The sequence below is a fragment of the Salinimicrobium tongyeongense genome (genome assembly GCF_026109735.1).
Classification (GTDB): Bacteria; Bacteroidota; Bacteroidia; order Flavobacteriales; family Flavobacteriaceae; genus Salinimicrobium; species Salinimicrobium tongyeongense.
The window spans coordinates 2,603,876-2,630,426 of record NZ_CP069620.1; the positions used below are offsets into that span (position 1 = coordinate 2,603,876).

Annotated in this window: 25 protein-coding genes; 10 read left to right on the forward strand and 15 right to left on the reverse strand. The window is 44.3% G+C overall.

Annotated elements, in window-relative coordinates:
* Positions 1-44: 44 nt before the first annotated feature.
* The 6 genes from JRG66_RS11535 to JRG66_RS11560 all read right to left on the reverse strand — a co-directional run bounded on the left by JRG66_RS11535 (position 45) and on the right by JRG66_RS11560 (position 7,780).
* Positions 45-494, reverse strand: a complete 450-nt coding sequence (locus JRG66_RS11535; protein WP_265162912.1) for a response regulator — start codon at positions 492-494, stop codon at positions 45-47.
* Entirely contained in the window at positions 478-3,231 is a 2,754-nt protein-coding gene (locus tag JRG66_RS11540) for a PAS domain-containing protein (RefSeq protein ID WP_265162913.1), read from the reverse strand. Before JRG66_RS11540 ends, JRG66_RS11535 begins: the two co-directional genes overlap by 17 nt.
* 211 nt (positions 3,232-3,442) lie before the next feature.
* A complete protein-coding gene (locus JRG66_RS11545) occupies positions 3,443-3,895 on the reverse strand; it encodes a universal stress protein (RefSeq protein WP_265162914.1) in 453 nt (150 codons plus the stop codon).
* Positions 3,896-4,119: 224 nt separating this feature from the next.
* Positions 4,120-6,483, reverse strand: a complete 2,364-nt coding sequence (locus JRG66_RS11550; protein WP_265162915.1) for a S9 family peptidase — start codon at positions 6,481-6,483, stop codon at positions 4,120-4,122.
* A 115-nt stretch (positions 6,484-6,598) separates the two neighbouring features.
* Complete coding sequence (locus tag JRG66_RS11555) at positions 6,599-7,075, reverse strand: hypothetical protein (RefSeq protein ID WP_265162916.1); 477 nt, start codon at positions 7,073-7,075, stop codon at positions 6,599-6,601.
* A gap of 219 nt (positions 7,076-7,294) precedes the next feature.
* Positions 7,295-7,780 (reverse strand): YciE/YciF ferroxidase family protein, encoded by a 486-nt coding sequence (locus tag JRG66_RS11560; RefSeq protein ID WP_265162917.1) that lies wholly within the window; start codon positions 7,778-7,780, stop codon positions 7,295-7,297.
* Between the two features lie 157 nt (positions 7,781-7,937).
* Here JRG66_RS11560 and JRG66_RS11565 point away from each other — a divergent pair, with 157 nt between their 5' ends.
* Complete coding sequence (locus tag JRG66_RS11565) at positions 7,938-8,453, forward strand: adenine phosphoribosyltransferase (protein WP_265162918.1); 516 nt, start codon at positions 7,938-7,940, stop codon at positions 8,451-8,453.
* Positions 8,454-8,567: 114 nt separating this feature from the next.
* On the opposite strand, the gene JRG66_RS11570 is transcribed toward JRG66_RS11565, so the two are convergent.
* A complete protein-coding gene (locus tag JRG66_RS11570; protein WP_265162919.1) occupies positions 8,568-8,717 on the reverse strand; it encodes an SsrA-binding protein in 150 nt (49 codons plus the stop codon).
* A 207-nt stretch (positions 8,718-8,924) separates the two neighbouring features.
* Here JRG66_RS11570 and JRG66_RS11575 point away from each other — a divergent pair, with 207 nt between their 5' ends.
* The 4 genes from JRG66_RS11575 (at position 8,925) to JRG66_RS11590 (ending at position 13,921) form a co-directional block, all read left to right on the forward strand.
* Positions 8,925-9,872, forward strand: a complete 948-nt coding sequence (locus JRG66_RS11575; RefSeq protein ID WP_265162920.1) for a calcium/sodium antiporter — start codon at positions 8,925-8,927, stop codon at positions 9,870-9,872.
* 121 nt (positions 9,873-9,993) lie between these two features.
* Positions 9,994-12,180 carry a glutamine synthetase III family protein gene (locus JRG66_RS11580; protein ID WP_265162921.1) on the forward strand — a complete coding sequence of 729 codons (2,187 nt, stop codon included), beginning with the start codon at positions 9,994-9,996 and terminating at the stop codon, positions 12,178-12,180.
* Between the two features lie 116 nt (positions 12,181-12,296).
* Positions 12,297-13,478, forward strand: coding sequence for an AIR synthase related protein (locus JRG66_RS11585; protein WP_265162922.1), 1,182 nt, complete (start codon positions 12,297-12,299; stop codon positions 13,476-13,478).
* A 65-nt stretch (positions 13,479-13,543) separates the two neighbouring features.
* Positions 13,544-13,921, forward strand: a complete 378-nt coding sequence (locus tag JRG66_RS11590) for a GxxExxY protein (protein ID WP_265162923.1) — start codon at positions 13,544-13,546, stop codon at positions 13,919-13,921.
* 18 nt (positions 13,922-13,939) lie between these two features.
* Here the strand turns inward: JRG66_RS11590 and JRG66_RS11595 are convergent, their stop codons facing one another.
* Positions 13,940-14,440 (reverse strand): peptide-methionine (S)-S-oxide reductase, encoded by a 501-nt coding sequence (locus JRG66_RS11595; RefSeq protein ID WP_265162924.1) that lies wholly within the window; start codon positions 14,438-14,440, stop codon positions 13,940-13,942.
* A 191-nt stretch (positions 14,441-14,631) separates the two neighbouring features.
* Here JRG66_RS11595 and prfA point away from each other — a divergent pair, with 191 nt between their 5' ends.
* The 3 genes from prfA to JRG66_RS11610 are packed head-to-tail and all read left to right on the forward strand — an operon-like array spanning position 14,632 to position 17,427.
* Positions 14,632-15,708 (forward strand): peptide chain release factor 1, encoded by a 1,077-nt coding sequence (prfA, locus tag JRG66_RS11600; RefSeq protein WP_265162925.1) that lies wholly within the window; start codon positions 14,632-14,634, stop codon positions 15,706-15,708.
* A gap of 51 nt (positions 15,709-15,759) precedes the next feature.
* Positions 15,760-16,569 (forward strand): orotidine-5'-phosphate decarboxylase, encoded by an 810-nt coding sequence (gene pyrF / locus JRG66_RS11605; protein WP_265162926.1) that lies wholly within the window; start codon positions 15,760-15,762, stop codon positions 16,567-16,569.
* Positions 16,570-16,629: 60 nt separating this feature from the next.
* Entirely contained in the window at positions 16,630-17,427 is a 798-nt protein-coding gene (locus JRG66_RS11610; protein ID WP_265162927.1) for an ABC transporter substrate-binding protein, read from the forward strand.
* On the opposite strand, the gene JRG66_RS11615 is transcribed toward JRG66_RS11610, so the two are convergent.
* From JRG66_RS11615 to purU, 3 genes are all read right to left on the reverse strand, one after another.
* Positions 17,409-17,594, reverse strand: a complete 186-nt coding sequence (locus tag JRG66_RS11615; RefSeq protein ID WP_265162929.1) for a Lacal_2735 family protein — start codon at positions 17,592-17,594, stop codon at positions 17,409-17,411. The genes JRG66_RS11610 and JRG66_RS11615 overlap by 19 nt on opposite strands.
* Positions 17,595-18,102: 508 nt before the next feature.
* On the reverse strand, positions 18,103-18,807 hold the full coding sequence (locus tag JRG66_RS11620) for a DUF4197 domain-containing protein (RefSeq protein ID WP_265162930.1): 705 nt from the start codon (positions 18,805-18,807) through the stop codon (positions 18,103-18,105).
* 62 nt (positions 18,808-18,869) lie between these two features.
* On the reverse strand, positions 18,870-19,721 hold the full coding sequence (purU, locus tag JRG66_RS11625) for a formyltetrahydrofolate deformylase (RefSeq protein WP_265162931.1): 852 nt from the start codon (positions 19,719-19,721) through the stop codon (positions 18,870-18,872).
* A gap of 141 nt (positions 19,722-19,862) precedes the next feature.
* Here purU and JRG66_RS11630 point away from each other — a divergent pair, with 141 nt between their 5' ends.
* Positions 19,863-23,294, forward strand: a complete 3,432-nt coding sequence (locus tag JRG66_RS11630; RefSeq protein ID WP_265162932.1) for a methylmalonyl-CoA mutase family protein — start codon at positions 19,863-19,865, stop codon at positions 23,292-23,294.
* 202 nt (positions 23,295-23,496) lie between these two features.
* Positions 23,497-23,961 carry a DoxX family protein gene (locus tag JRG66_RS11635; protein WP_265162933.1) on the forward strand — a complete coding sequence of 155 codons (465 nt, stop codon included), beginning with the start codon at positions 23,497-23,499 and terminating at the stop codon, positions 23,959-23,961.
* A 101-nt stretch (positions 23,962-24,062) separates the two neighbouring features.
* Here the strand turns inward: JRG66_RS11635 and JRG66_RS11640 are convergent, their stop codons facing one another.
* Genes JRG66_RS11640 through JRG66_RS11655 form a run of 4 tightly spaced genes read right to left on the reverse strand, consistent with a single transcriptional unit; the run spans position 24,063 to position 26,408 of the window.
* Positions 24,063-24,539: a hypothetical protein gene (locus tag JRG66_RS11640; protein WP_265162934.1), complete on the reverse strand. Its 477-nt coding sequence runs from the start codon at positions 24,537-24,539 to the stop codon at positions 24,063-24,065.
* Between the two features lie 9 nt (positions 24,540-24,548).
* Positions 24,549-24,977: a YkvA family protein gene (locus JRG66_RS11645; RefSeq protein ID WP_265162935.1), complete on the reverse strand. Its 429-nt coding sequence runs from the start codon at positions 24,975-24,977 to the stop codon at positions 24,549-24,551.
* Between the two features lie 16 nt (positions 24,978-24,993).
* A complete protein-coding gene (gene ligD, locus JRG66_RS11650) occupies positions 24,994-25,812 on the reverse strand; it encodes a non-homologous end-joining DNA ligase (protein ID WP_265162936.1) in 819 nt (272 codons plus the stop codon).
* Positions 25,809-26,408, reverse strand: a complete 600-nt coding sequence (locus JRG66_RS11655) for a DNA polymerase ligase N-terminal domain-containing protein (RefSeq protein WP_265162937.1) — start codon at positions 26,406-26,408, stop codon at positions 25,809-25,811. The genes ligD and JRG66_RS11655 overlap by 4 nt, the downstream gene beginning before the upstream one ends.
* Positions 26,409-26,551: the final 143 nt, after the last annotated feature.

Genomic DNA, 26,551 nt, shown 5'->3' on the forward strand with positions numbered 1-26,551 from the left:
GAAGAATAAATGAGCTTGAAAATGCCATTTTTGACACCCAGGCTCTAGTTTTCCTGATTTTCTTCCACATTGCGGAAAAAGAATTTCCGCAGGGCTTCAAGGTTTTTGATCTTCAGGGTGCAGGCCACGGTGAGGGGTTTTCGGCAATAGTGTATCACGTGTTGATACTTCTGGGCTCTTGCGAAATCCTGGTGATTGATGGAAGAAGTTACCACTACCACAAAAACTTCGGCTTGCATCGGATTTTTCTTAAGCTGTTTCAGGACTTTCCAGCCGTCAAGCACGGGCATGTTAAGGTCTAGCAGGAGGAGAAAGTGCTTATTGGGCCTGTCATTCTTCCGAAGATAATCAAGCGCCTCCCTGCCGTTGTAGCAAAGTACTGGAGATGGTTCAATTCTGGCAGATTTCAGGCTGTTCTTGTGCAATAAAGTAACTACCTTATCGTCATCAACTACCAGAATTTCCAAGCAACCTGCATTATCTGGCTTCAACATTAATCTTTTCAGTTTTTTCTACAATATTGCGAATGATATCATCAAGCTCGTTAGCCGATTCTTTCATGTGAAAAAGAACTTCTTCTTTTGACATTTCCTGGAAAAGCTCTTCTTCCAGCAGGTGCAAAAGGCCTTTTATGCGTGCCAGTGGGGCCCGCACCACGTGAGATTGTTCCCAGGCAATTTCCTTCAAAACCTTGTTTTGTTTTTGCACTTTTTGGAGCAGCCTCCTGGAATTGGTAACATCGAGCACCGCGCCCACCATTCTGGTAGCTTTGCCGTTGCTGTCACGCAAAATGTAGCCGCGGTCTATAATGTGGGCAATGCTGCCGTCGGCCTTTATAAAGCGGTATTCAAGCTTCCATTTTTTAACATCGGTATTGTTTACGGCATAGGCGAGAGAACGTTGCACCTTTTCCCTGTCTTCGTCAACCACTTTTTTAAGCCAGAAAGAGTGAACCGTGGTGGCCTGGGTGGCATCGTACCCAAAGATCTTTTTGTAGCCCTTGCTTCGGGTCACCGAGTCGGTCGCGATGTCCCAGTCCCAAATCATCTCATTAGTGGCTTTCATGGCCATTTTGAAACGTTTGTTGGCGATCTTTAAAGCCTCTTTTTTGGTGGTGATTTCTGAAATATCGCTGGTGGCACCAATGAGCCGAACCGCTTTGCCGGTATTGTCCCTAATGATGTACCCGCGGTCTACCACGCGGGCATAAGTGCCGTCGGCCTTCCTGAAGCGGTATTCTGTTTTGATAAAATCTTCTGCAGGATTGGAGATGATAGAGGCCAGTTTTTTCTTTTCAGCCGGTTTATCTTCGGGGTGCACGTTATTTCTCCAGAAATCGTAGCGGTTTACCACTTCAGCAGAATACCCGAACAACTCCTGCGGCCCTCTGTGGAAACGGGTGACTTCATTTTTCTCGAGGTCCCAGTCGTAAATAAGGTCTTGCGTGGCAGTTGCCGCCAGTTGATAGCGTTCGTTGATATGCTCAATTTCCCTGGCCTGCTCAATTACTGTGGTGATATCTCGCGAATTGGCAACAATTCCTTTAACGGCAGAATCTTTTAAAAGGTTTGTGGCTGTGGTTTGTACCCAGCGGTAATCGTGGTTCTTGTCTTTAAACCTGAAAGGTGAGATCTTCACCTGTTTTTGGTCTTTTAGATGATAAAACTGCTTCCTTACCCTGGGCCAGTCTTCGGGGTGAATGAACTCATGTGCGTTCTTCCCGATGAGCTCCTGCGGATCAAAGCCCAGGATCTTCTTGTAATTTTCACTTACAAATGAATAGTTCCCGTAAATGTCGAGAATCCCAATAAGATCGGATCCTTCCTGCACCAGCGCACGGAATTTCTGTTCGCTCAGTTTGAGTTCTTCCTCGCTAAGCCTTGCCTTCTTCAAAGCGGCATTGCGCTCAAAGGCATTGGTGAGGTTTTGGGTAAGGCTCCTCAGGAAGGTGATTTCTTCTTCTTTCCATATACGTTGAGAAGTACAGTCATCAAACCCCACAAAGCCTGTGAGGCAATCTCCCACAAAAATGGGGAGCAGCAGGATAGACTTAATTTGCTGCTCAATGAAAATATCTCTTAATTCCCCCGGGGCCAGCTCGTCAAAAGTGGCAGTAAACGGGAGGTTTTTTACCAGGGGAGCAGTGATTTCCCTGATCTTCTTTAAGGGCATTCTTTGTAGTTCCTTATTATCAATTTGAGGATTTGCATTCTCACTGCACCATTCAACTTTCTGGCTTATCAATATCTCGCCTGTTTCCTGGTCGGGGTCGGCACCAAAATAGTACATCCTGTCGGCTTCAACGGTCTCGGCTATAATTCCGAAGGTTTTTTTGAGTGCTTCTTTATTGATATCCTTTTCCAGAAGGGAACTTACAAAAGCCGCGTTCACCTCGAGAAAACGGCTTTTTTCCATGATCACTTTTTCGCTCTGCTTCAGCTGGGTAATATCTTTTGCGATGCCGTGCACCTCGGCCACTTTTCCTTTTAAGAACATGGGCATCAAAAAAATCTTTAAAAAGCCCGGTTTGCCTTCTGCGGAAATAAAATCGGCTTCAAAGGAAGTTACTTTTCCTCCAAGGGCTTTTTCGAACTGCTCGCTAATGAGTTTTCGGTGATTAGGGGCGCAAAAATCCCGGAAATTGGTATGGATCAAATCTTCTCCCGGCAGGCCGGCCATGTGGGCAAGGCTCTCGTTAACATGCAAAAAATTGCCCTGTACATCGAGCCTGTAAAGTCCGTCGGGGTTATCCCCAATAAAATTTTTGAATTGTTGCCGACTCAAATTGAGTTCTTCTTCAATCTCGCGGTCAAGCTTCTTGCGTTTGTTCTCTAGCGTAACTTCCTGAACGCAGTGCAGAATGACTTCCACATTTCCCTCTTCGTTCTTTATAGGTACATTTTGGGAACTAAAGTAGCGCTCTTCAAATGCTCCCGTGTCCTTGCTTTTGATGTCGTACCGAAGATTTTTGGTCTCTTCTTTCACACCCGATCTGGCAACTTTCTCCAGAATTTCAAAAAAGGAAACGTTCCCGTAGTTCCTGATGCGGGGATTGGGAAGAAAAACTTTCCGGCTGTCTTTTTCTAATAATTCTTCTCGTGATCTACCCAGTATTTCCAGGTAAGCCGCGTTTGCTTCTGCCACAATGAATGCTCCCCGTTCTTGCGGTCTTAAGACCAGACAGGCAAGAGGGATAGCCTCAAAAATGTCTTTCCAGCAGTTTTCTCTCATTGCAGGGGGATACAAATATAAAAGCTGCCTTTGTTCCTAATCTTTTGTTAAAGGCGAAACAAATATAATCAAAAAATATTCCCTCGACCTATTGAAAACTACGAAGTTGGCTACTTAAGCGATAAAAACATCCACTTTAACCCAGAAGCTGATTTTAATATGAAAGAATATTCTTACAAATTCATTAAAAACTTTATTTTCTTCTTACAAGCTACTTTTTGGATCTGTGTTTAACCGGAACAAGTAACACAGGAACATCAAGCTCATCCATGAGGTCCTGGCCTATGCTGCCCACAAACATATCATAAAAGAAGTTCTTTTTGTGGTGCCCGGCAATCACCAGGTCGGCATTGATGTTTTGCACCTCTTTTTTGATCATTTTTACCGTAGATCCTTTTAGTTGTACGGCTTCGGCTTCAATGTTCTTTTGTTGCAGGCTTTCGGCCATACGTTTTACCAGTTCGCCTTCTTTTTTGCGGTTTTCCACACGTTTGTCCTGAGCGTATTGTGGCCCGGCTTCCAGCCCCAGGTAATCGTCGGGATCGGGTTCACTTACGTGCAGGATCCAGATCTTGGATCCAAAAGCTTGAGCAAACTCTTCGGCTTTGGCTAATAAACGATCGGCATTTTTCTCAATGTTGATCGCTACAAGGATCTTTTTCATGGTTGAAATAAATTAGAGTATTAAAGGTAGGAAAAATACTCCGATTCTGGAAGTGCAGGGGCGGTGTGAATACAAAGAGGCTGCCTCAAAAGCCATTTTTGTCATCCTGAACTCTTCCTGAAGAAGTTTTTTTCTGAAAATGAGTCAGATAAAATTCTGGAATAAATTCAGGATAAGGTTTTACAGCTTTAAAAGCAGCCTCTTTTTTGCCCTTTTTGACAGGTTTAGTCGAGCAGGGTCTCGTTGAACAGCTTCAGGATTCTTCGGTATTCATCGGTCCAGCTGCTGGGCTGGGTAAAGCCGTGGTCTTCTACAGGGTATACGGCCATTTCCCAGTTTTCTTTTTTCAGTTCAATCAGTCTTTGGGCCAGTCTCACCACATCCTGAAAGTGTACGTTAATATCTATCATTCCGTGGGCGATCAAGAGGTTTCCTTCAAATCCTTCAGCAAAATAAATAGGTGAGGAGCGTTTATAGGCGATAGGGTCATTCACCGGCTCATTGAGGATGTTTGAAGTATAGCCGTGGTTGTAATGTGCCCAATCTGTCACCGAACGCAGGGCAGCGCCAGCTTCAAAGGTGTCCGGTTCTGTGAACATTGCCATGAGGGTGATAAAACCTCCATAGCTGCCCCCGTAAATTCCTACTTTTTCGGGGTTTACGCCGTGTTCGGCAATCAAATATTTCACGCCGTCTACCTGGTCGCCCAGGTCTTTGCCTCCCATGTGCCTGTAAATACCGGTGCGCCAGTCGCGGCCGTAGCCGGCACTTCCGCGGTAATCTATATCGAGAACGGTGTATCCTAAATCGGCCAGCAGGTTGTGGAACATATACTCCCTGAAGTAGCTTGACCACCAGCTATGTGCGTTTTGCAGGTAACCGGCGCCGTGAACAAACACCACTGCTGCCCCGTTGTTTGCCGTGGCCGAAGGTTTGTATAAACGTGCAGGGACCATTGCGCCATCCCTGGCTTCAAACTTTACAAGCTCAGGGTCTCTCCAGTCATACTTCTGAAATTCTTGAGACTGGCCTGTAGTTACCTGTTTTGCTTCGGCTGAAGCAGAAGTTTTCTTGAGGTAAAGTTCCCAGGGTTTGTTGGTGTAGGAGTACCTAATCGCCATGTATTTCTCATCTGGCGACAGGGCCACTTCGTTGTTTCCGGTAAGGCTGGTGAGCTGCTGCATTTTGCCGCCACGCACCGGCATTTTATAAAAGTGCCTCTGGCCGGCATCAACTTCCGAAGTAGTGAGGTACCAGCTTTTTCCGTCATTGGAGAGCATAGGGTCGAATACCTCAAAATCACCGCTGGTGAGCTGGGTCTTTTTGCCAGATTCTACGTTGAGCAGGTAAAGATGTGAATAACCGGTTTCTTCACTTTGAAAATAGATGGTTTTGTTGTCAGGCAACCAGCCAATATCTCCGCCACTCCATGAGTAGCCAATGCCGGGGCCGGCTATCCAGGCCTCGTCCCTTTGCCTGTCAAGTGATTTGAGGTTGCCGGTTTCAGGATCGAGTTGCGCGATCCAGCGATCTTTATTGTCCCGGGACCTAATGACCATAATGGCTTTTTCCCCATTAGCAGAGAACCAAGGGCCATTGGGATATACCTCTCTTACTTCTTCTTTCCATTCTTTGTCGGGATAATCTTTGACGTAATCTGGCAGGTTTTTGATGCCGGGAAGGTTTTCTGTCTCAACTTTGTAAACCGTATCTTTCTCAAGGTTATAGACCATAGCTTCCATAGTGGCCTGAGCGCTGCCCACTTTGCTGCGGGCAGGGAGGTTTACCGTATATCCCGAAAGGTGGGTGTAATCGGGTACATCAGTATCTTTAGCGTCGGCAGTTGTGATAAGCTGGAACGTAACATACTCGGCGTTAGGAGATACCTGCAGGTTTCGCAGGTGCCTGTCGCCAGTATAGAAAGCAAAGGCTTCGGGGCTGGCCGTCATATCGCGATAAGCTTTTTGGGCATCCTCGTTTTCTTTTCGCTTCCTTACTTCTTCGAGCAGTTGCAGGTTCTCATCCTGTAGCCATTGATCCTGTGCCGAAAGTTCCCTGTCTTTTTGCTCTTTTTGAGACCCCGTGCGAATGTTGGTCAATTTGTTGAGTGTGCCTGTGTCAAGGTTGTAGACGTAAGCATTGTTGTCAAGAATAAAGCTGATTTTATCCTCATCGTTTAGGAACTGAGGACTGGAAAGGCTTTCGCTGAGTTCCAGTAACTTTTCCTCTTTTTCTTTGCGTAGATCGTACAAATAAAGGACGCCCTCACGGGTGTACACTTTTTTATTCCGGGCCCGGTTAAAATCGCCTTGCTGCGGAATTAATTTTTGTTCGTCCTGCCATGAAACCTTTTCTAGTTGGGTGGGGGTTTTACGGGAGACCCTGTAAAGGGAATCGGCAGGATTTTTTTCGGGGTTATAACTGAAGTAGATGTATTCACTGTTTGGCCCCCACTGCACGTTTGAAGGGAACGTACCCATCCAGGTAGGATCCTGCATGATCTTTTCCACAGTAAGGTCAGACGTTTGCGCATAGGTTGCCTGCAGGCTCAAAAAGGCCAGAATGTAGAGGAAATATTTTTTGTTCATAGTAAAAATTGAGAATTGGAACGGCAATATAAAAAAACCCGCGCATAGTTGTAAAAGTAAAAGCACCCCGTAATGACGGAGTGCTTTACACATGGCAGACTTTCATAGCAGTTTTTTAGGAAGTACTGTGAATCTCATCTAACTGGTCTTCGGTTTTCGCACTGTATTTAAGCAGGCTTTTAAGGGCTTTTAATTCGAAGATGCAGTTCTCGAGGTAGGCTTTGTGCCTTAGGAGTACTTCGCGGCAACTGCCATCATGGATGCGGCAGAGGGCTTCCTGGTACTTCTGAAGGCTTAGTTTTTTGGCCCGTAAAGCGTTCTTCAAACATTTATTTTTACCTGTACGGCCAGGTTCTTCCCATTTCTTGATCCAGTGAGTAGAAGAGGCAGGGACTTTTTTACCCGTATAAAAATGGATTTCCTCTCCCAGCTCAATAGCGAATTGGGAACGGCGGGAGGCAAGGTTTTGAAAGTAATTCTTCAGGGAAGCATCGTTCAGGGATTCTGCCAAACCGCGAAGTAGCCTCGATCCTGCGAAGTTATCGTCTAAAAGGCGACGCAAAGTCAGTACTCTAATTTCCCCGTTGTTCATGACTGTTTTGATCTAAAATTCTATCTCTTTTCTCAATACTTTAAGTTACGCAATTTTACTCAAACGTTTTCGTAAAACAAGACACTTAACTCTCTTTTGACAATTGAAGAAGAAGACGACAAAAAGTTTCTTAAAAAGGTGTTTTTTGAGACATTTTAAGGATGAAAAAAGAAAACCGCCGGCAAAAGTACAGGCGGTTTTTTGGCTTTGCTAGCCCGATCAAGATTTTGCTTTGCGGTTGAGGCGGTCTTCGGCCATATCGGTGAGAAGGTTATCTGCCTTGTACTCCTCATCAAGGGTCTTTTGAAGCTTGGCAGCAATGTCGTCATGCCCCAGTTCTTTTGCGTAACGCACGGCCGTACCATAGCCCGAAATTTCGTAATGTTCCACTCTCTGCGCTTCGGCAATTAAACCAGCATCCTGTACATCCTCTTCGGTGTCTTCTTTGAGAAAAGACTCAGCTTCTTTCACAAGTCCCTGCATCGCCTTACAGGTTTCGCCGGTTGGTTTGATGCCCAGTTTGTCGCAGATTTCTTCAAGGCGTTTTACATGCCCTTCAGTTTCTTTAAGGTGGTTCTCAAAAGCTTTTTTCAGCTTATCGTCATTTGCGTTCTTCTGCAATTTTGGAAGCGCATCTACGAGCTGGGTTTCGGCACTGTACAAATCTTTCAGCTGGTGTTCAAACAGGTCTTTTAAATTTTTCATCTTTTAAGCTTTTTTAGGTTCAGTCTAAAGTAAAGACCGAACAAAGCAATAGCAGTTAAATGATTAATAAATCTTTGTTGCGTTTTTACTAAATGTGTAATGCCAACTCTGGCAGGAGAGACCTTTTTCTTATTATCTTCGCAGGCAAACCACACCTATGTTCAATATTGAAACTTATATTAGAGACATACATGATTTTCCCAAAAAAGGGATTGTGTATAAAGACATAACGCCGCTACTCCAGGATGCGGCTGCCACGCGAAAAACAGTGGCTGCTTTTTTGTCATTTTTGGAAGGTGAAAAAATAGATAAGGTGGTAGGCATTGAATCGCGGGGCTTCTTTTTTGCGACTTTGCTGGCGCAGGAATTAAATGCCGGGTTCGTACCCATTCGCAAGCCGGGAAAATTGCCTTTTGAAACTTACCGCGAGAGCTATGCGCTAGAATATGGGGAAGATACGCTTGAGGTGCACAGCGATGCTATTAAAAAAGGGGAGAGGATACTGGTGCACGATGATGTGCTGGCCACGGGAGGCACTGCCGCTGCTGCTTGTAAACTGGTAGAGAAAATGGGTGGTGAAATTGTTCAGTGCAACTTCTTAATGGACCTTGGTTTCTTAAACGGAAAGGAAAAACTGGAAGCCTACAAGGTCGTGTCGCTGGTTAGCTATTAGTTTGTGGTTATTAGTTTGTGGTTTAGTAAAAAAAGAAATTCAAACCTTAAACCTTGAACCTTGAACCTTGAACCTTAAACCTTAAACCTTGAACCTTAAACCTGGAACTAACTTTTAGAGTGAATTTTTGGTCACCCAGGTTTTCCAGCCAATAATAGCCTTTTGAACTTTTGTGGCTTTCGCCAAATCCAGCTGTCTCTTTGTGTAGCTGGGGAGCACCTTTTTATTGATCTTCGAAAGTGTCTTGAAAAATGTCTTTTTCATGCCGGTTGGTTTCTATCAAAGATATTAATTTTCAGAAATTTCCTGCTTCAGAAGAAAACAGGTGCTGCCATCTCATTAAGTTGTGGGCCTCTTGGTATTTCTTCTGAAATTTTTTTTAAAGTTGAGCTTTACTGAAGCTGATGTTCTGTAAAAGAGCTAAAATAGGCGCGTTCGCTGAGAATCTTTTATCTTAGCAAAAAAAAATTGATGAGCGTACTATTTATTATCCTGGGTTTTATTTTGTTGGTTGTTGGAGGTGAATTCCTTGTGAGATCATCTGTTGCAATTTCTTTAAAGCTGAAACTTTCCCGAATGGTTATTGGTCTTACCGTGGTCTCTTTTGCCACCTCGGCGCCAGAGCTGCTGGTGAGCCTGCAGGCGGCATTAGAAGGGTTTTCGGATATTTCCCTGGGTAATGTCATAGGTTCTAACATTGCGAACATAGGCCTGGTGCTGGGAATTACAGCCATGATCTCTCCTTTAGTTATAGACAGGGAATTTTTCAGGTTCAACTGGCCGGTGATGATGCTCTTTTCCATGGCATTGTACTACTTTCTGTTTACGGCCAATGTACTTTCCCGCATTGAGGGCATTATTCTGGTTGCTGCCATTGTACTTTATCTTGTTTTACTGATTCGTCGTGCCCGCCGCAAGCCCGAACTGCAGCCCGATGAAGTAGATCCCGATCTTAAAGTGGCTTCAAACTTTAAGACAATTCTCTGGTTAATTATTGGAGGTGCAGCTCTTTACTTTGGATCGGAATTCCTGGTTTCGGGTGCTGTTGACCTGGCATCGGCCCTCGGTGTCAGCGAAAGGGTGATCTCTGTTACCATGATCGCGGTGGGTACCAGTGTGCCCGAGCTGGCGGCTTCGGTCATTGCCGCTATGAAACAGGAAAAAGCCATTTCCCTTGGAAACCTCATTGGCTCCAATATCTTTAACATTGCTTCGGTATTGGGGATTACCGCTTTAATTCAGCCTATCCTGGTCAAATCTGATGCCATTCTAAGCAGCGATATCTTCTGGATGATAGGGATAGCCTTTATTCTAGTTCCGCTGGCTTTGCTTCCGAAGAAATTTTCGTTGAACAGATGGAAAGGTTTCCTGCTTTTTGCCGGCTATGCTGTTTTTGTGAGTTTAGCTTTTATTGGGTAGCAAATAACCAGGGTCTTCTTAATAAAATATAATATTTTTAAAAACCTCCCCTAAATTTTTAGGGGGTGTAAACAAATATTAAATATATTTGTTGCCGTTAACCACTAAAACACATTCATAAATGGCAACTTTAAGATTCCAGGCACTCAAGGAGACTTTAAATCGCAAACCTTTAGAAATCGACGAAAACGAACGGCGTTCAGAGCTTTTTGGCCGCAATGTTTTCAGCGAAAGTGTGATGCGACAATTCCTAACTAAAGAGGCATACCAAAGTGTCAAGGAGGCCAATGCAACCGGAAAAAAGATTGACCGCACAATTGCCGATCACATCTCTACCGGAATGAAAGAATGGGCTATTTCTAAAGGGGCTACCCATTATACCCACTGGTTTCAGCCACTTACCGGGAGCACTGCCGAAAAGCACGATGCTTTTTTTGAAACTATTGGCGATGGCCTGGCAATTGAGAAATTTGGGGGCGGGCAGCTTGTACAGCAGGAACCCGATGCTTCAAGCTTCCCGAACGGGGGAATAAGAAATACTTTTGAAGCCCGGGGTTATACCGCCTGGGACCCAACTTCTCCGGCATTTATATATGGAACTACTTTATGTATTCCCAGTGTATTCGTTTCTTATACTGGAGATGCGCTAGATTATAAAACACCACTTTTAAGAGCCTTGCAGGCGGTTGACCAGGCTGCGACCGATGTGGCTAAATACTTCGATAAAAATGTAAGTAAAGTTCAGGCTACTTTAGGATGGGAGCAGGAATATTTTTTAATAGATTCGGCTTTGGCAACATCAAGGCCCGACATACAGCTGGCAGGAAGAACCCTGCTTGGCCATTCCCCGGCTAAAGGCCAGCAGTTAGACGACCATTACTTTGGGTCTATTCCCTCACGGGTTCTGGCCTACATGAGAGACCTTGAAAAAGAGTGTATGCTATTGGGGATTCCCGTAAAAACCAGGCATAACGAGGTGGCACCAAACCAGTTTGAGCTTGCCCCAATTTTTGAAGAGGCCAACCTGGCGGTAGACCACAACTCGCTGCTTATGGACATTATGCAAAGAGTGGCCGATCGTCACAGCTTTGTGGTTCTTTTCCATGAGAAGCCATTTGCAGGAATTAATGGTAGTGGAAAACACAATAACTGGTCGTTGAGCACAGATACCGGTGTGAACCTTTTGGGCCCGGGCTCTACGCCAATGAAAAACCTTCAGTTTTTGACATTTTTCATCAATACCATCAAAGCCGTTCATGATAACGAGGAACTTTTAAGAGCTACTATTGCCAGTGCTTCAAACGACTTCAGGCTTGGTGCCAATGAAGCGCCGCCGGCAATTATCTCTACATTTATTGGTTCCCAGTTAACCGAAGTCCTTGATGAGCTTGAAAAAGTGACCGACGGGAAACTTTCCCCTGCCGAGAAAACTGAATTGAAATTAAATGTAGTTGGAAAAATTCCTGAAATCCTTCTGGATAATACCGATAGAAACAGGACTTCTTCTTTTGCTTTCACCGGTAACAAATTTGAATTCCGTGCAGTAGGCTCAACAGCCAACTGTGCCGAACCTATGACTGCCCTTAACTCTATAGTGGCCAAGCAGCTTATAGACTTCAAAAAAGAGGTTGACAGCCTTGTGAAGAAAAAGAAAATGAAGAAGGACGATGCCATCTTTAACGTGCTTAGGGAATACATCAAGCAGTCCAAAAATATTCGCTTCGAAGGAGACGGATACTCTGAAGAGTGGGAAAAAGAAGCTGCAAAACGCGGACTTTCAAACAACCGAAATACACCCGAAGCTCTTAAAGCCCTCGTGAACAAAGAGACCATAGACATGTACCGCAAACTTGGGGTGATGAACGAGATAGAGATTGAAGCGCGTCATGAGATCCAGCTTGAAGAATACATCATGAGGGTGCAAATTGAAAGCCGTATCCTTGGGGATATTGCCCGTAACCACGTGATCCCCACAGCCATTAGGTACCAGAACATCCTTATCAAGAATGTACGCGGCTTAAAAGAAATTTTTGCTGATGATTTCAAGGAACACTCAAAAGAGCAACTCGAGATCATTAAAGAGATTTCAGAAAGAATCGAAAAGATAAATTCGGGTATTACTGAAATGATCGAGGCGCGTAAAAAGGCAAATAAACTTGAAGATGCCGAAGAAAAAGCTTTTGCATATTGCAATGATGTCAAGCCTTTCTTTGAAACCATCCGTTACCACTGTGATAAACTGGAATTGTTGATAGACGACGAGATTTGGCCATTGACCAAGTACCGCGAACTACTATTCACTAGATAATTTCTTCTGAAAAAACCATTTTTAAGGCACCTTATTTTTTGGTGCCTTTTTTTATTGCACAAAACCGAAGGTCAAAAAACCTAAACTAATTATCTTTGACCAGCAAATCCATTTACATGAGCCAGGAAGTAAGTAAAAGATATGCCGGCCGCGGAGTTTCTGCCGGGAAAGAAGACGTTCACAACGCCATTAAGAATGTCAATAAAGGACTTTTCCCAAAAGCCTTTTGCAAAATCGTGCCCGATCATCTTACCGGCGATGAAGATTACTGCCTCATTATGCATGCCGATGGTGCCGGAACCAAATCTTCCCTTGCTTACATGTACTGGAAGGAAACCGGCGACCTCAATGTGTGGAAAGGAATTGCCCAGGATGCGCTTATCATGAACATTGACGACCTGCTGTGCGTTGGTGCCGTAGATAACATCATGCTTTCTTCAACCATTGGGCGTAATAAGAACCTGGTGCCCGGTGAAGTGATCTCAGCCATAATCAACGGTACCGAAGAGCTTCTTGACGACCTAAAAAACTTTGGGATAAATATACATTCCACCGGCGGTGAAACTGCAGATGTTGGTGATCTGGTACGCACCATAATCGTAGATTCTACCGTAACCGCAAGGATGAAGCGCAGCGATGTTATCGACAATGCCAGCATCAAACCCGGAAATGTGATTGTTGGCCTGGCTTCTTTTGGACAGGCAACTTACGAGAAAGAATACAACGGCGGCATGGGCAGCAACGGGCTCACCTCTGCGCGCCACGATGTCTTCGGAAAGAGCTTAGCTGATAAATATCCCGAAAGTTTTGACGCTTCCATCCCCAATGAACTTGTCTACAGTGGCTCCAGAAAACTCACCGATGCAGTTGAAGGCAGTCCTATAGATGCGGGTAAACTCGTGCTTTCTCCCACCCGTACTTATGCTCCGGTGATTAAAAAGATTCTCGAAAAGTACTCTAAAAATGACATTTTTGGAATGGTACACTGCAGTGGGGGCGCACAAACCAAGGTCTTACATTTCGTAAATAACGTTCATGTGGTAAAAGACAACCTTTTTGAGGTCCCGCCATTATTTAAACTCATTCAGCAGGAAAGCAAAACCGACTGGAAGGAGATGTACCAGGTGTTCAACATGGGGCATAGGATGGAGCTTTATGTAAATGAATCTGTAGCTCAGGATATTATAGCAATCTCCAAATCCTTCAACGTAGATGCACAAATAGTGGGTAGGGTAGAAGCTTCAGAAGAAAAGAAACTAACGATTAGGAGTGAGTTTGGGGAGTTTGAATATTTGTAATACGGTTCTCGCAGAGACCGCAAAGCTTTTGCGCAGAGACCGCGAAGATTTTGTAACTTAATTGAATGACAGAAAATGAGATTTCCTTCAGGATTATTGGCTGCGCCATGGAGCTTCATCGTAAGGTGGGGGCGGGACTTCTCGAATCTGCCTATGAAAACGCTTTGGCTTATGAGCTTAAGAGTGCAGGTTTAACAGTACAGCAGCAACTTGCAATGCCTTTCGTGTATAAGGAAATTAAAATGGATGTTGGTTATAGAATTGATTTGCTTGTCGAAAACAAGGTAATCGTTGAAATAAAATCTTTAGAAAATCTTGCGCCAGTACATTTTTCTCAGTTACTAACATATCTAAAACTTTCTGAGAAGAAGCTGGGTTTGCTTATAAATTTTAATTGTAAAACACTTAAGGAAGGAATCCATAGATTAGTAAATAATCTATAGAATCTGCGTTTTCTGCGTTTAGCCTTTGCGCCCTTTGCGAGAAATTAAAGACTCTTCTTTCAGGAATTTTAACTTCGGTTCGATATACCTCCTACAAAACGGAGCATCCGGATTTTTTCTGTAGTAATCTCGTATCTGCTCCCTTGAAGCCTTAAATTCCGCAAATGCCAAAACCTGTGTCACCAGTGGTTCCTCAAACTGCTGCTGAAGTTTTTTCAGGATATTTCTAATTTCAATTTCCTCTTCCGAAGAGAAAAAATAAACCGCACTTCGATATTTTTCCCGGAATGAATGATTTGAAGTGGAATTGTGCGTGTGAAGGTGCACCTCTAAAAGCCGCTCCAAATTTGCCATTTTTGGCAGGTAATGTACAATCACAGCTTCAGAGAAAGCATTGGCGGGAGCGTGAGAGGCAATGTATCCCTGCTCTACTTTCACCACGCCTTCCACCGCCTGGAACACCGCTTCGGTACACCAGTGGCAACCTCCACCCAGGCCTATCTTCTTAATTGCAGTCATTGTTCTAAAGATACAAAAGAAGCTTTAATTAGAATTACCTGCTGATCTCTGCGTTTTTTCCTTTGGCGTCTTTGCGAGAAAAATCTTTGTAATATCGAGCCTGGCCTTGCTGAATAATTTTTATCTCCGGCACAAATCCTTTTCAGAAATCCGACGGATTTATCGTAAATTTGCCACTTTAAGGAGATGTTATGATCGAGAAACTGAATATTGTGAAGCAACGCTTTGACGAGGTGAATGACCTGATCATTCAGCCCGATGTGATTGCCGATCAAAAGCGTTATATAGAGCTGAACAAAGAGTACAAGGAGTTAAAGAAATTGATGGATGTTCGCGCAGAGTACGTGAGCCTTATCGAAAATAAAAAGGAGGCCGAAGAGATCATCGCCGATGGCAGTGATCCCGAAATGACCGAAATGGCCAAACTTCAGCTTGAAGAAGCTAAAGAGCAGATCCCGGGAATGGAGGAGAAGATAAGGATGATGCTTGTGCCAAAAGACCCTGAAGACGCCAAGAACGTGGTGATGGAGATTCGCGCCGGTACCGGTGGGGACGAAGCCAGTATTTTTGCCGGCGACCTTTACCGCATGTACACCAAATACATTGAAAGCAAAGGCTGGAAGCACCAGATCGTTGACTTTAGCGAGGGTACCAGCGGCGGATTCAAGGAAATTATTTTTGACGTTACGGGCGAAGATGTCTACGGAACTTTAAAATTTGAAGCCGGGGTACACCGTGTACAGCGCGTACCTCAAACCGAAACCCAGGGCCGGGTGCATACCTCGGCTGCTACGGTGATGGTATTGCCCGAAGCCGAAGAATTTGATGTGGAGATTGACCCTAAAGATGTGCGGATTGATTATTTCTGTTCTTCGGGGCCCGGTGGGCAGTCGGTGAACACCACCTATTCGGCGGTGCGTTTAACCCACATTCCCACAGGACTGGTGGCGCAGTGCCAGGATCAGAAATCTCAGCATAAAAACAAGGAAAAAGCTTTCCGCGTGTTGAGGTCAAGGCTTTACGAACAGGAGCTGGCCAAGAAGATGGAGGCCGATGCCGCCAAGCGAAACTCCATGGTTTCTAGCGGAGACAGGAGTGCGAAGATACGTACCTATAATTATGCGCAGGGCCGGGTGACCGATCACCGCATTGGTCTTACCCTGTACGATCTTGGGAACATCATCAATGGCGATATCCAGAAGATCATAGACGAATTACAACTAGTAGAAAACACAGAAAAACTGAAAGAGAATTCCGACGTTTTTTAGAACATAATTACAAAAGCTGCTGCACTCCGGCAGCTTTTTTATTTCCAGCCAATGACCACTTCCCAGCTTACCGAACAAATACGCCTCAAAAAATCCTTTTTGTGTATAGGTCTTGATGTAGATCTTAACAAAATTCCGAAGCAGCTTTTAAAAGAAGAAGATCCCATTTTCGCTTTCAACAAGGCAATTATTGACGCCACCCATCACCTGGCTGTGGCCTATAAGCCCAACCTGGCCTTTTACGAGGCCCACGGGATAAAAGGCTGGAAGGCACTGGAAAAAACCATTAATTACCTCAACGAAAATCACCCAAACATTTTTAGCATTGCCGATGCAAAAAGGGGCGATATAGGCAATACTTCGGGCATGTACGCAAAAGCCTTTTTTGAAGACCTTAATTTTGATTCGGTTACCGTAGCGCCATACATGGGAAAAGATTCCGTAGAGCCGTTTTTGGCCTACCAGGATAAGCACACCATTTTACTGGCGCTTACCTCTAACGCCGGTGCATACGATTTTCAGACGCAAAGACTAAATGGAGAAGAACTTTACAAAAAAGTCATCAAAACCTCCAAAAAATGGAATAATGGTCAAAACCTTATGTATGTGGTGGGTGCTACAAAGGCCGAATACCTGCAGGAAATACGAAAAATTATCCCCGAAAGCTTTTTGCTGGTGCCGGGAGTAGGCGCGCAGGGCGGAAGTTTGGAAGAAGTATGTAAATTCGGGATGAACCGCAATGTTGGCCTGCTCGTGAATGCTTCTCGAGCCGTGATCTATGCTTCGGAAGGAATGGATTTTGCTGAAGCAGCTGCAGCAGAAGCAAAAAAAATGCAGCAGGAAATGGCTGCTTTTTTATAGGATTTTCTTCGGAAGAATACCTGTCAAAAATGGCACTTTTGGCACCTCATTTTTTTATGCATGAAAGAATTTTACGACCAGTTAAACCGGAAGATTGCGCTGAAGGAAGTTCCGAAGCGAATTGTGAGCCTGGTGCCCAGCCAGACAGAACTGCTGGTAGATCTTGGCCTTAGGGAGCAAATTGTAGGTGTAACAAAGTTCTGCGTTCACCCTGAATGCCTTCGGAAAGAAAAAAAAGTGGTGGGTGGTACCAAGCAGGTGCATTTTGAGCGCGTCGCAGCCCTGGAACCAGACATCATCCTGTGTAATAAAGAAGAAAACACCGAAGAAATGGTGGCAGAGCTCGAAAAGATCGCTCCCGTGCATGTTTCAGATATCTGCACTATAGATGATTCCCTGGATCTCATTGGGCAGTATGCTGAAATATTTCAGGTGGCCTGCAAAGCTTCAGAAATCATTGAAAAAATTAAATCTGAAAAGCAGTGTTTTCAGGATGATGCAAAAAGATTTCCGGAGCGAAAAGTCGCATATTTTATCTGGAAGAATCCGTGGATGGTGGCCGGAAAAGATACTTTTATAGATCACCTGTTGAAACTTAACCGCTTTAAAAATGCCTTTTTAGAAGAGGATTCCCGTTATCCCGAAATTGCCCTTAACGAGCTAGAAAAAAAGGAGGTAGAGGTGCTGCTGCTTTCTACAGAACCTTTTCCTTTTAAGGAAAAAGATATTGAAGCTTTGAAGAAAGAAGTGAGGGTGGGCTGCATCCAGATTGTGGACGGGGAATATTTTAGCTGGTATGGCTCTCGCTTAACGGCCGCCTTTAATTATTTCAGGAAAGTTCAGGCGATCTTGTCCTGATTCTGCTCCATACGGCGGATCTCCTTGAGGATCTTGCATGCCTTATCATTGAGCATATCGCTTCTTAGCTTATCCACTAAAGCGAGCTCATACGAACGGCGCATAAGAAAGGAATACTTCTCACGAAGCCTCTCCAGCGTAGATCTGGGTTCAAATAATCTAAACATATTCTTGTATTATTACTGCAAAGATATCCTGCAGTTTTTCGAAGAATTCATAACTGAAAGTTAACTTTATGGTAAAACTGTGGAGAAGCCCCCTCACTCTTGTTAAAAAGTTACAATTCAGCCTGATAGATTTGAGGTTTTATGGGGGGATACAGGATTTTACTGCTGTTTATAACACCTTTTTCAATGAGTAATGCTTAAGGTATAAGGAGCAATAATTTCAATTTATGTGACTTTGCCCTAAGTCTTAATGTAGAAATGTGGAATCCGCAACTAAAACCTGAACCAGAAACACTTCCGAAATATTACCTCCTGAAAATGGCATTTTAGACACCTCTTTTCTGAAAGGATATCGCAGTCGCTAAAACAGCTCCTTCTAAATGACAAAAGAGAAACTTTAACTTGCAACAGAAAAACCCGTAACCTGCAACAGCAATGCTTCAATTGGATCGAGACTTTCTGAGCAGCTAAAATGGGTTAAACATTAACCCTTATACCCTAATTTTTTCTAGTCCTGTAAAGCAAAAACCCGTTTCAGCAGGTTTGTTGTACGGGCGGCGAAGTTGTTCCTGATCTCTTTTTCTTCCACAGCGATCATGGTGTAAACGCCTTTTAAGGCTTCCTGCGTCACATAATCGGCCAGGTCTGGATTTACATCATTGGTGAGGGGCAGGGCGTTGTAGCGGTCAATAATATTAGTCCATACCCGTGTCGCGCCCACTTCTTCAAGAGAAGCGGTGATTACGGGGTTGAATTTTGAATAAAGTGGTTCGGTAGTTTTACCCGCCAAATAAGTGGTAGCGGCATCATCGTCTCCCAGCAAAATGTTCTGGGCATCGGTAAAGGTGATTTGTTTTACGGCATCCACAAAAATTGGGGTAGCTTCCTGCACCGCATCTTCGGCAGCGCGATTGAGTACCCGTAACCCTTCATCGGCGAGGGAGCTCAAGCCAATATCGCGCAGGGTTTGATCTACTTTCTGTAATTCGGGGGGAAGGCTTATGCGCACCAGTTCATTTCTGAAAAACCCGTCTTCCTGTGCCAGTTTGGTCACCTGCTTGTCAATACCAAAATCGAGCGCCTGTCGCAGTCCGGCGGCAACTTCGGCATTAGATATTCCCGTGCCTTCCTGCGGAAGCGAGTCGGCTATTTGTTGTAATTCGGCACAGCCGAACAAAAGCGGAAGAAAAACAAGAGTTAAAAATTTTTTCATGATAATTTTTTTAAGGTAGCTATTAAAATTCCCGCTTTTTCCCGGGCGAATTTTAGTCTAAATTATATAAATACTATGGTCTTGTTATTGAAAACAAGGGTTTTTCGGTCAATATGTAGTTTTATCGCCCTTGCCAGTACTACTTTTTCCAGGTCCCTGCCTTTGAGGATAAGGTCTTTTATGGAATGGGTATGGGAAATTCGGGCAATATCCTGTTCAATAATTGGCCCTTCATCTAACTGGGCGGTGACGTAGTGTGAGGTCGCACCAATAATTTTCACCCCGCGTTTATAAGCAGAATGATAAGGTTTTGCGCCTGCAAAAGCCGGTAAAAAAGAGTGGTGTATGTTGATGATGCGGTTTGGAAATGCCGCTATAAGGCTATCGGGAATAATTTGCATGTACCTGGCCAAAACAAAAAAATCTATTTTTTCCTGACGAAGCAATTCCAAATGTCTTTTTTCAGCTTCGGGTTTGTTGTCTTTTGTAACGGGAACATGATAAAAAGGAATATCAAATTTTTCGGCAGTAGAACGCAGGTGTTCGTGGTTACTAATGATCAAAGGAATATCGACGGGAAGTTCCCCGGCTTTATGCCTGCCCAGGATATCGTAAAGGCAATGGTCATATTTTGATACAAAAACGGCCATTCTCAATTTAGCTTCTGCTGAATATATTTTCCAGAACATTTGATATGGCACTGCCAGTTCTTCAGAAAATGCTTTGTTAAGCGAATCAATATTTATAGCATCTAGAAATTCGCATTCCAGCCTCATTACAAATATGGAATTTTCTATATCTACATATTGATCAATATAAACTATGTTTCCTTTGCGATTAAAAATGAAGGAGGTGACATTTGAAATGATTCCGGCTTTATCGGGACAATGAATTAGTAGTATGAAACTTGACATCGCTTATTTTTGGGTCTTTAAAAGTAGATAATTGATAGCATTTGCACTAATACGAAAGAGATTTTGTGCTATTTGTAATTCAAATTACCTACTATTTCAATTTTCGTAAATTGCGTGCTTAAACAGACTATAAAATTGAATATGGAACAACAAGCTCCTTATAAACCCATCAATAAAGTAAGAATTGTAACTGCAGCTTCGCTCTTTGACGGGCACGACGCCGCGATAAATATTATGCGCCGCATCATTCAGTCCACCGGCGTGGAGGTGATCCATTTGGGGCACGACCGCAGTGTGGAAGAAGTGGTGAACTGCGCCATCCAGGAAGATGCCAACGCCATTGCCATGACCTCCTACCAGGGTGGCCATACCGAATACTTTAAATATATGTACGACCTGTTGCAGGAAAAAGGGGCCGGCCATATTAAGATCTTTGGCGGCGGTGGCGGTGTAATTTTGCCCGAAGAGATCAAAGAACTTGAAGATTACGGCATCACCAGGATCTATTCTCCCGATGACGGCCGCGAACTTGGGCTGCAGGGAATGATCAACGACCTGGTAAAAAAATCTGATTATCCGCTGGGAGACAGCCTTAACGGGGAAGTAGAAGAGCTGGAGAAGAAAACCCCGGGAGCTATTGCGAGGATGATTTCGGCTGCCGAGAATTTTCCCGAAGTTGCCAAAGAAACCCTTGATAAAATTCATTCTGAAAACAAAGAAAAAGAGATTCCCGTACTGGGAATTACCGGGACAGGGGGCGCCGGAAAATCTTCCCTGGTAGATGAACTGGTGCGCCGTTACCTTATGGATTTTCCTGAAAAAACCATCGGGATCATTTCTGTTGATCCTTCCAAAAGGAAGACCGGCGGTGCCCTTTTAGGAGACCGTATCAGGATGAATGCGATCAATAATCCGCGGGTATATATGAGGTCTTTGGCTACCCGCCAGTCGAACCTCGCCCTCTCCAAATATGTTGCTGAAGCCATTGAAGTGCTAAAAGCAGCAGATTATGACCTTATTGTGCTTGAGACTTCGGGAATTGGACAATCTGATACAGAGATCCTGGAGCATTCTGATGTTTCACTTTATGTGATGACGCCCGAATTTGGTGCGGCTACTCAGTTGGAAAAGATCGATATGCTCGACTTTGCCGATTTGGTGGCGATCAACAAATTCGATAAACGCGGCGCTTTAGATGCCCTTAGGGATGTAAAGAAGCAGTACCAGCGCAACCAGGGCCTGTGGCATGAGAACCCAGATAAGCTCCCGGTTTTTGGAACTATCGCTTCCCAGTTCAACGATCCCGGTATGAACACGCTCTATAAGCAGATCATGGACAGGATTGACGAGAAAACGGGCAGCAAGTTCAATTCTACCTTCCATATTTCCAAAGAAATGAGCGAAAAGATCTTCGTGATCCCGCCAAACAGAACGCGATATCTTTCTGAAATTTCTGAAAATAACCGCAGCTATGACGAGAAAGCGGCCTCACAGGCTGAAGTTGCTCAAAAGCTCTACGGAATTTATAAGACCATAGAATCTGTTACCGGAGTAAAAGTGGAGCTGAACCAGCATGGAATTGATGAGGATGATCTAAAAAATGCCACAACTTCAGAAAATGAAGAGCTGGTAAAGCTACTGAAGAAAGAGTTTGATAAAGTTAAAATGGACCTCGATCCCTACAACTGGGAAATCATTACCGGTTGGGACGGGAAGGTAAATAAATATAAAGACCCTGTCTATTCCTTTAAGGTGAGGGATAAGGAGATTAAAATTGAAACGCACACCGAATCCCTTTCTCATACGCAGATCCCGAAGGTGGCACTGCCAAAATACCAGGCCTGGGGTGACATTTTAAAATGGTGCCTGCAGGAAAATGTGCCGGGAGAATTCCCTTACACCGCCGGATTGTATCCGTTCAAAAGACAGGGAGAAGACCCTACCCGGATGTTTGCCGGGGAAGGTTCACCTGAAAGGACCAACCGCCGTTTCCATTATGTAAGCATGGGCTTACCGGCAAAAAGGCTTTCCACAGCATTTGATTCGGTGACGCTCTATGGAAATGACCCCGACCATCGCCCCGATATCTACGGAAAGATCGGGAATGCCGGAGTTTCCATCTGCTGTCTTGATGATGCGAAGAAGTTATATTCAGGCTTTGATCTTGCCCATCCTCTTACCTCGGTGAGTATGACCATTAACGGCCCTGCGCCCATGTTGCTTGGCTTCTTTATGAATGCGGCCATAGATCAGCAATGCGAAAAATATATTGTGGAAAACGGGCTGGAAGAGGAAGTGAAACAGAAGATCAAAAAGATCTATGAGGGGAAAGGAATGGAGCAGCCTAAGTACCGCGGAGAACTTCCGGAAGGTAATGACGGCCTCGGGTTAATGCTTCTTGGGGTGACCGGGGACCAGGTGTTACCGGCAGATGTTTATTCCGATATTAAGAAGAGAACATTAAGCCAGGTGCGTGGAACGGTACAGGCCGATATCCTGAAGGAAGATCAGGCGCAGAACACCTGTATCTTTTCAACAGAATTCGCTTTGAGGTTGATGGGTGACGTACAGGAATATTTTATTCAGGAAAATGTGCGGAATTTCTATTCGGTTTCTATTTCAGGTTATCATATCGCTGAAGCAGGGGCTAATCCTATTACGCAGCTGGCACTTACCCTCGCCAACGGCTTTACCTACGTGGAATACTACCTGAGCAGGGGAATGGACATCAACAAATTTGGTCCTAACCTGTCGTTCTTTTTCTCTAACGGAATCGACCCCGAATATGCAGTTATTGGAAGGGTAGCGAGAAAGATCTGGGCAAAAGCACTTAAATACAAGTACGGAGCTAATCCGCGGGCACAAATGTTGAAGTATCACATCCAGACTTCCGGGAGATCACTACACGCACAGGAAATTGATTTTAATGACATAAGAACAACGCTTCAGGCGCTTTACGCCATTTACGACAACTGTAATTCTTTACACACCAATGCTTACGATGAAGCCATTACCACGCCTACAGAAGCTTCAGTAAGAAGAGCGATGGCCATTCAGTTGATCATTAATAAGGAATTGGGATTGACTAAAAATGAGAATCCAATCCAGGGGGCATTCATAATAGAAGAACTTACCGATCTTGTGGAAGAAGCTGTGTTGCAGGAGTTTGACCGCATCACCGAAAGAGGCGGCGTGCTTGGTGCCATGGAAACCATGTACCAGCGCAGCAAAATTCAGGAAGAGAGTCTTTACTATGAAACTTTAAAGCACAACGGAGACTTCCCTATCATTGGGGTGAATACTTTTCTTAGCTCTACAGGTTCCCCAACCGTAACTCCGGGAGAAGTGATTCGCGCTACCGAAGAAGAAAAACAAAACCAGATAGAGACCTTGCAGAACCTGCATGAGGCCAAAAAAGAGCTGGAAAAGGAAACCCTTGAAAAGGTGAAAAACGCAGCCATTCAGAATGAGAATATTTTTGAGGTGCTTATGGAAGCAACGAAAGTCTGCTCCCTTGGGCAGATCACCACAGCTCTTTTTGAAGTAGGAGGGCAGTACAGGAGAAATATGTAAGCAGAAAACCGATGAGCGACAGCGACATCGGTATCCTGTTTAATATCAAACCTCACAGGTTTTTAAAACCTGTGAGGTTTTTTTGTGCGAGGTTTTTATTTCATTTCCGAAGAAAACCTTTTGTCAGCCTTTCGGGTTTCTAAATCCAGGCAGGCTATTCTTCAATTTTTGTATTTTTATTTACACAAATGCCAGCTTCCAAATGAATTCACAAAAGTTTCTTCGCACAGACGCTCAGAGCACAACGATATTAATCAGGATTATGGTGGGGATGGTTTTTCTGGTGGAAGGCATCCAGAAATTCCTTTATCCCGCCATGCGCGGTCCCGGCCGATTCGAAAAAATGGGATTTCCGGAACCTGAAATTCTCGGGAACCTGGTAGGATTCTTTGAAGTAGCTGCGGGAATTCTTTTGCTTGTTGGTCTTTTTACCCGGGGCGCAGCTTTGATCACTTTTATTATTATGACAGTAGCCATTATTACTACCAAGATTCCAATTGGTTTGGGCGAAAGTTTTGGGCCTTTTGTGCTGCGGGAGCTAAAAGCCTACGGGTTTTGGAGTATGGCTCATGAGATGAGAACTGATTTTGCTATGTGGCTGGGTTCCCTGTTCCTTATTATAAAAGGCGGTGGCCGCTGGTCTGCAGACAGGTTCTCTACAAAATAATGCGCTCTGGAACAGCAGTAAATTTCAGGTAGATAAGAAGGGGAAAGGGCTGTCAAAAATGCCATTTTTGACAGCCCTTCAAAAACATGTTTTAGCTGTGCCTAATCTTCCTCATCAAAAGGATTGTTAAAAGGAAGATCATCATCGGGATCTTTATCGTCGTAATTCACTCCCGGCGGATTAAACAGCCCCCACCTGTCTATGATATAATTCCATTGATCAAAGGTCTTTACCCATTCTGCAAAAAGAACTCTGAATTTCTCTATCTCCTCCCGCAGCATTTCAAGATATTCCACTTCTTTGAAGCCTTCCATTAAAAATCCGTTACATCCAACGTAGATCTGGCGGGCGCACTTCCTTATTACGGCAGCATTTTCCATTTTGATGTCGTAGAGATCCACCTCCTGGGCACCGGCTATTTTTGGTGCCAGCTGCAGTGCATCGGCATACATATTTTGGGCAACGGTGGTGGTAAACTGGTTTTCTTCGGGCACCAGCTGTACAATCCTGTCTACAATATCCAGGATCTCCAATGCCTTTTTGTACAAAGGCATTGCTTCAAGTTTTTCTTTCTTCATTATCTGAACCTAAGACAGGGTTTCTTTATCGCTTTGGGTGATGTCGTGATCCTGCTGCAGTTTCCATTTTTCGTAATCTACAAGGTCATCGCTCACCAGTGCAAGACAGGCAGCAATCACGCTGGCATCATCAAGAAAACCGGCAAGAGGTATAAAATCGGGGATTAGGTCCAGCGGCATAAGAACATACAGCAAAGCTCCTGCCACCGCAGCAATGGTTTTCCAGGGCACCTGCCGGTAATTGCCGTTCCAGTAATCGCGAATTAGGCCAAACATGCTCTTGGCTTTGGCCAGATACCCGCTCATAGATTCATTGTTACGGAATTTATCTTCAATTTTTTGCTCTTTGGCAAGTACCTTTTCAAGGTCTTTTTGTTCTACTTTTTCTGCCTGTTCGTTGAGAGCGCGGTTCGCCTCTTCGGGGCTAATGTCTTTCATATCGTTCAATCTTAATTTAATTTTTGTTTAGTTGTCCGGTTCTTCTAAATATGTTGTCAATGGTATATTCCGCAGCACTTTTGATCTTTGATAGCTCCCTCCATTCAACAGGTGTCGCCACACCAGCATCTTCAGTGGCCCGCAAAGAATAGGGGCATACTGCTGTTTGGGCATACGCATTCCGAAGATAATCTACAAAAATTTTTGATCCTCGTTTATCTTTCCTTATTTGAGTGGTAAAGAGATCGGGGTGCTGCTCTTCTGCCTCTTCCGCTATTTTTCTGGCCGTCTCTTTCACCTGGTCAAAATCTTTTCCCCGCCTTATTTGACTATATAGATGTAAGCCGCTTTTTCCGCTGGTCATAAGGGAAGGATCTATGTTCTTCTTTTTTAGCAACTCGCGCAAAAGCCTGGCACCCTGCTTTATCTTTTCAAAATCATCATCGGAAGGATCCAGGTCAAAAATAACCTTATCGGGTTGGCGCAGCCTGTCTTTTTTACTTAACCAGATGTGAAATTCTACCGTGCCCTGGTTGGCAAGGTAAACAAGGGTTTTGGTGTCGTTGCAAAGAATCTGGGTGTTCGATCCTTCTTCGGTTTCAACTTTAACAGTCCTGATAAAATCCGGAAAATAATCGGAAATACTCTTTTGATAAAATCCGTTGCTGTCAATGCCGTTTGGGAAACGCTGTAGGCTAAGCGGCCTGTTCTTCAGGTAAGGCAGCATCAGCGGGGCGATTCTCTCATAATAAGATACCATATCGCCTTTGCTGATCTTTTTCTTCGGAAAAATGATCTTATCAGCTTTTGATATTTCTACACCGGCAATGGTCATTTACTACTGGTTTTAGTTTCTTCCTGTGCAATTTCATTTAGTGTCCTTCCTGAAGTGACACTTTTAGACTGAGTGCTTACGGGCTTGCGGCGGGCATCGGCTTCAGCATCATCCTGCTTCATAAGCAGCCAGTTCCCTTTCATTTTTCCGCCTTTCATTTCCACAAGGTTATAACCGCCTTTCAGTTTTTTTCCGTGCAGGGTCACTTCAATACTTTCGGCTTTAAAGCTATCTTCCAAAGAAATAACCTGCCCGTGTTCATCTTTTTTATTGCTTTCAATGGTGCCGGTGTCCCAAATCATGACCGTGCCGCCCCCGTATTCTCCTTTTGGGATCACGCCTTCAAAACTGGCATAGGCAATGGGATGATCTTCAGTAGGGATCGCCATTCTTTTTACTGAAGGATCTGTGCTGGGGCCTTTGGGAACCGACCAGGATTTTAACGTATTGTCAATCTCCAGCCTGAAGTCGTAGTGAAGGTTGGTGGCGTCGTGCTTCTGGATCACAAAAATGGGCTTTTCGTTCTTCTTTTTTGACGGCTCATCCCGCGGCTCGCTGGTCTTGCTGAAATCTCTTTTTTCATTGTAACTTTTCATGCTCCCTGAATTTTACCGACTCATTGCGCAGGTTGGAAAATGTACAAAAAATGCTTCTGTGCCTTCGTTAAAGAAGTCTCAAAACTTGCTTTCTGCTTAATTGAAGTCAAACCATGAGCCGTTTGTTTTTGCATACCGTTTAT

Bases quoted from the DNA above. Each gene is read 5' to 3' on its own strand.
- JRG66_RS11575 (WP_265162920.1), top strand. From the start codon at position 8,925: ATGAGCGTACTATTTATTATCCTGGGTTTTATTTTGTTGGTTGTTGGA.
- JRG66_RS11550 (WP_265162915.1), bottom strand. From the start codon at position 6,483: ATGAACAAAAAATATTTCCTCTACATTCTGGCCTTTTTGAGCCTGCAG.
- JRG66_RS11620 (WP_265162930.1), bottom strand. From the start codon at position 18,807: ATGAAAAAATTTTTAACTCTTGTTTTTCTTCCGCTTTTGTTCGGCTGT.
- prfA (WP_265162925.1), top strand. From the start codon at position 14,632: ATGATCGAGAAACTGAATATTGTGAAGCAACGCTTTGACGAGGTGAAT.
- purU (WP_265162931.1), bottom strand. From the start codon at position 19,721: ATGTCAAGTTTCATACTACTAATTCATTGTCCCGATAAAGCCGGAATC.
- JRG66_RS11580 (WP_265162921.1), top strand. From the start codon at position 9,994: ATGGCAACTTTAAGATTCCAGGCACTCAAGGAGACTTTAAATCGCAAA.
- JRG66_RS11560 (WP_265162917.1), bottom strand. From the start codon at position 7,780: ATGAAAAATTTAAAAGACCTGTTTGAACACCAGCTGAAAGATTTGTAC.
- JRG66_RS11610 (WP_265162927.1), top strand. From the start codon at position 16,630: ATGAAAGAATTTTACGACCAGTTAAACCGGAAGATTGCGCTGAAGGAA.
- JRG66_RS11630 (WP_265162932.1), top strand. From the start codon at position 19,863: ATGGAACAACAAGCTCCTTATAAACCCATCAATAAAGTAAGAATTGTA.
- JRG66_RS11615 (WP_265162929.1), bottom strand. From the start codon at position 17,594: ATGTTTAGATTATTTGAACCCAGATCTACGCTGGAGAGGCTTCGTGAG.
- JRG66_RS11565 (WP_265162918.1), top strand. From the start codon at position 7,938: ATGTTCAATATTGAAACTTATATTAGAGACATACATGATTTTCCCAAA.
- JRG66_RS11640 (WP_265162934.1), bottom strand. From the start codon at position 24,539: ATGAAGAAAGAAAAACTTGAAGCAATGCCTTTGTACAAAAAGGCATTG.
- JRG66_RS11585 (WP_265162922.1), top strand. From the start codon at position 12,297: ATGAGCCAGGAAGTAAGTAAAAGATATGCCGGCCGCGGAGTTTCTGCC.
- JRG66_RS11555 (WP_265162916.1), bottom strand. From the start codon at position 7,075: ATGAACAACGGGGAAATTAGAGTACTGACTTTGCGTCGCCTTTTAGAC.
- JRG66_RS11570 (WP_265162919.1), bottom strand. From the start codon at position 8,717: ATGAAAAAGACATTTTTCAAGACACTTTCGAAGATCAATAAAAAGGTG.
- JRG66_RS11545 (WP_265162914.1), bottom strand. From the start codon at position 3,895: ATGAAAAAGATCCTTGTAGCGATCAACATTGAGAAAAATGCCGATCGT.
- ligD (WP_265162936.1), bottom strand. From the start codon at position 25,812: ATGACCATTGCCGGTGTAGAAATATCAAAAGCTGATAAGATCATTTTT.
- JRG66_RS11595 (WP_265162924.1), bottom strand. From the start codon at position 14,440: ATGACTGCAATTAAGAAGATAGGCCTGGGTGGAGGTTGCCACTGGTGT.
- JRG66_RS11635 (WP_265162933.1), top strand. From the start codon at position 23,497: ATGAATTCACAAAAGTTTCTTCGCACAGACGCTCAGAGCACAACGATA.
- JRG66_RS11590 (WP_265162923.1), top strand. From the start codon at position 13,544: ATGACAGAAAATGAGATTTCCTTCAGGATTATTGGCTGCGCCATGGAG.
- JRG66_RS11535 (WP_265162912.1), bottom strand. From the start codon at position 494: ATGTTGAAGCCAGATAATGCAGGTTGCTTGGAAATTCTGGTAGTTGAT.
- JRG66_RS11645 (WP_265162935.1), bottom strand. From the start codon at position 24,977: ATGAAAGACATTAGCCCCGAAGAGGCGAACCGCGCTCTCAACGAACAG.
- JRG66_RS11540 (WP_265162913.1), bottom strand. From the start codon at position 3,231: ATGAGAGAAAACTGCTGGAAAGACATTTTTGAGGCTATCCCTCTTGCC.
- pyrF (WP_265162926.1), top strand. From the start codon at position 15,760: ATGACCACTTCCCAGCTTACCGAACAAATACGCCTCAAAAAATCCTTT.
- JRG66_RS11655 (WP_265162937.1), bottom strand. From the start codon at position 26,408: ATGAAAAGTTACAATGAAAAAAGAGATTTCAGCAAGACCAGCGAGCCG.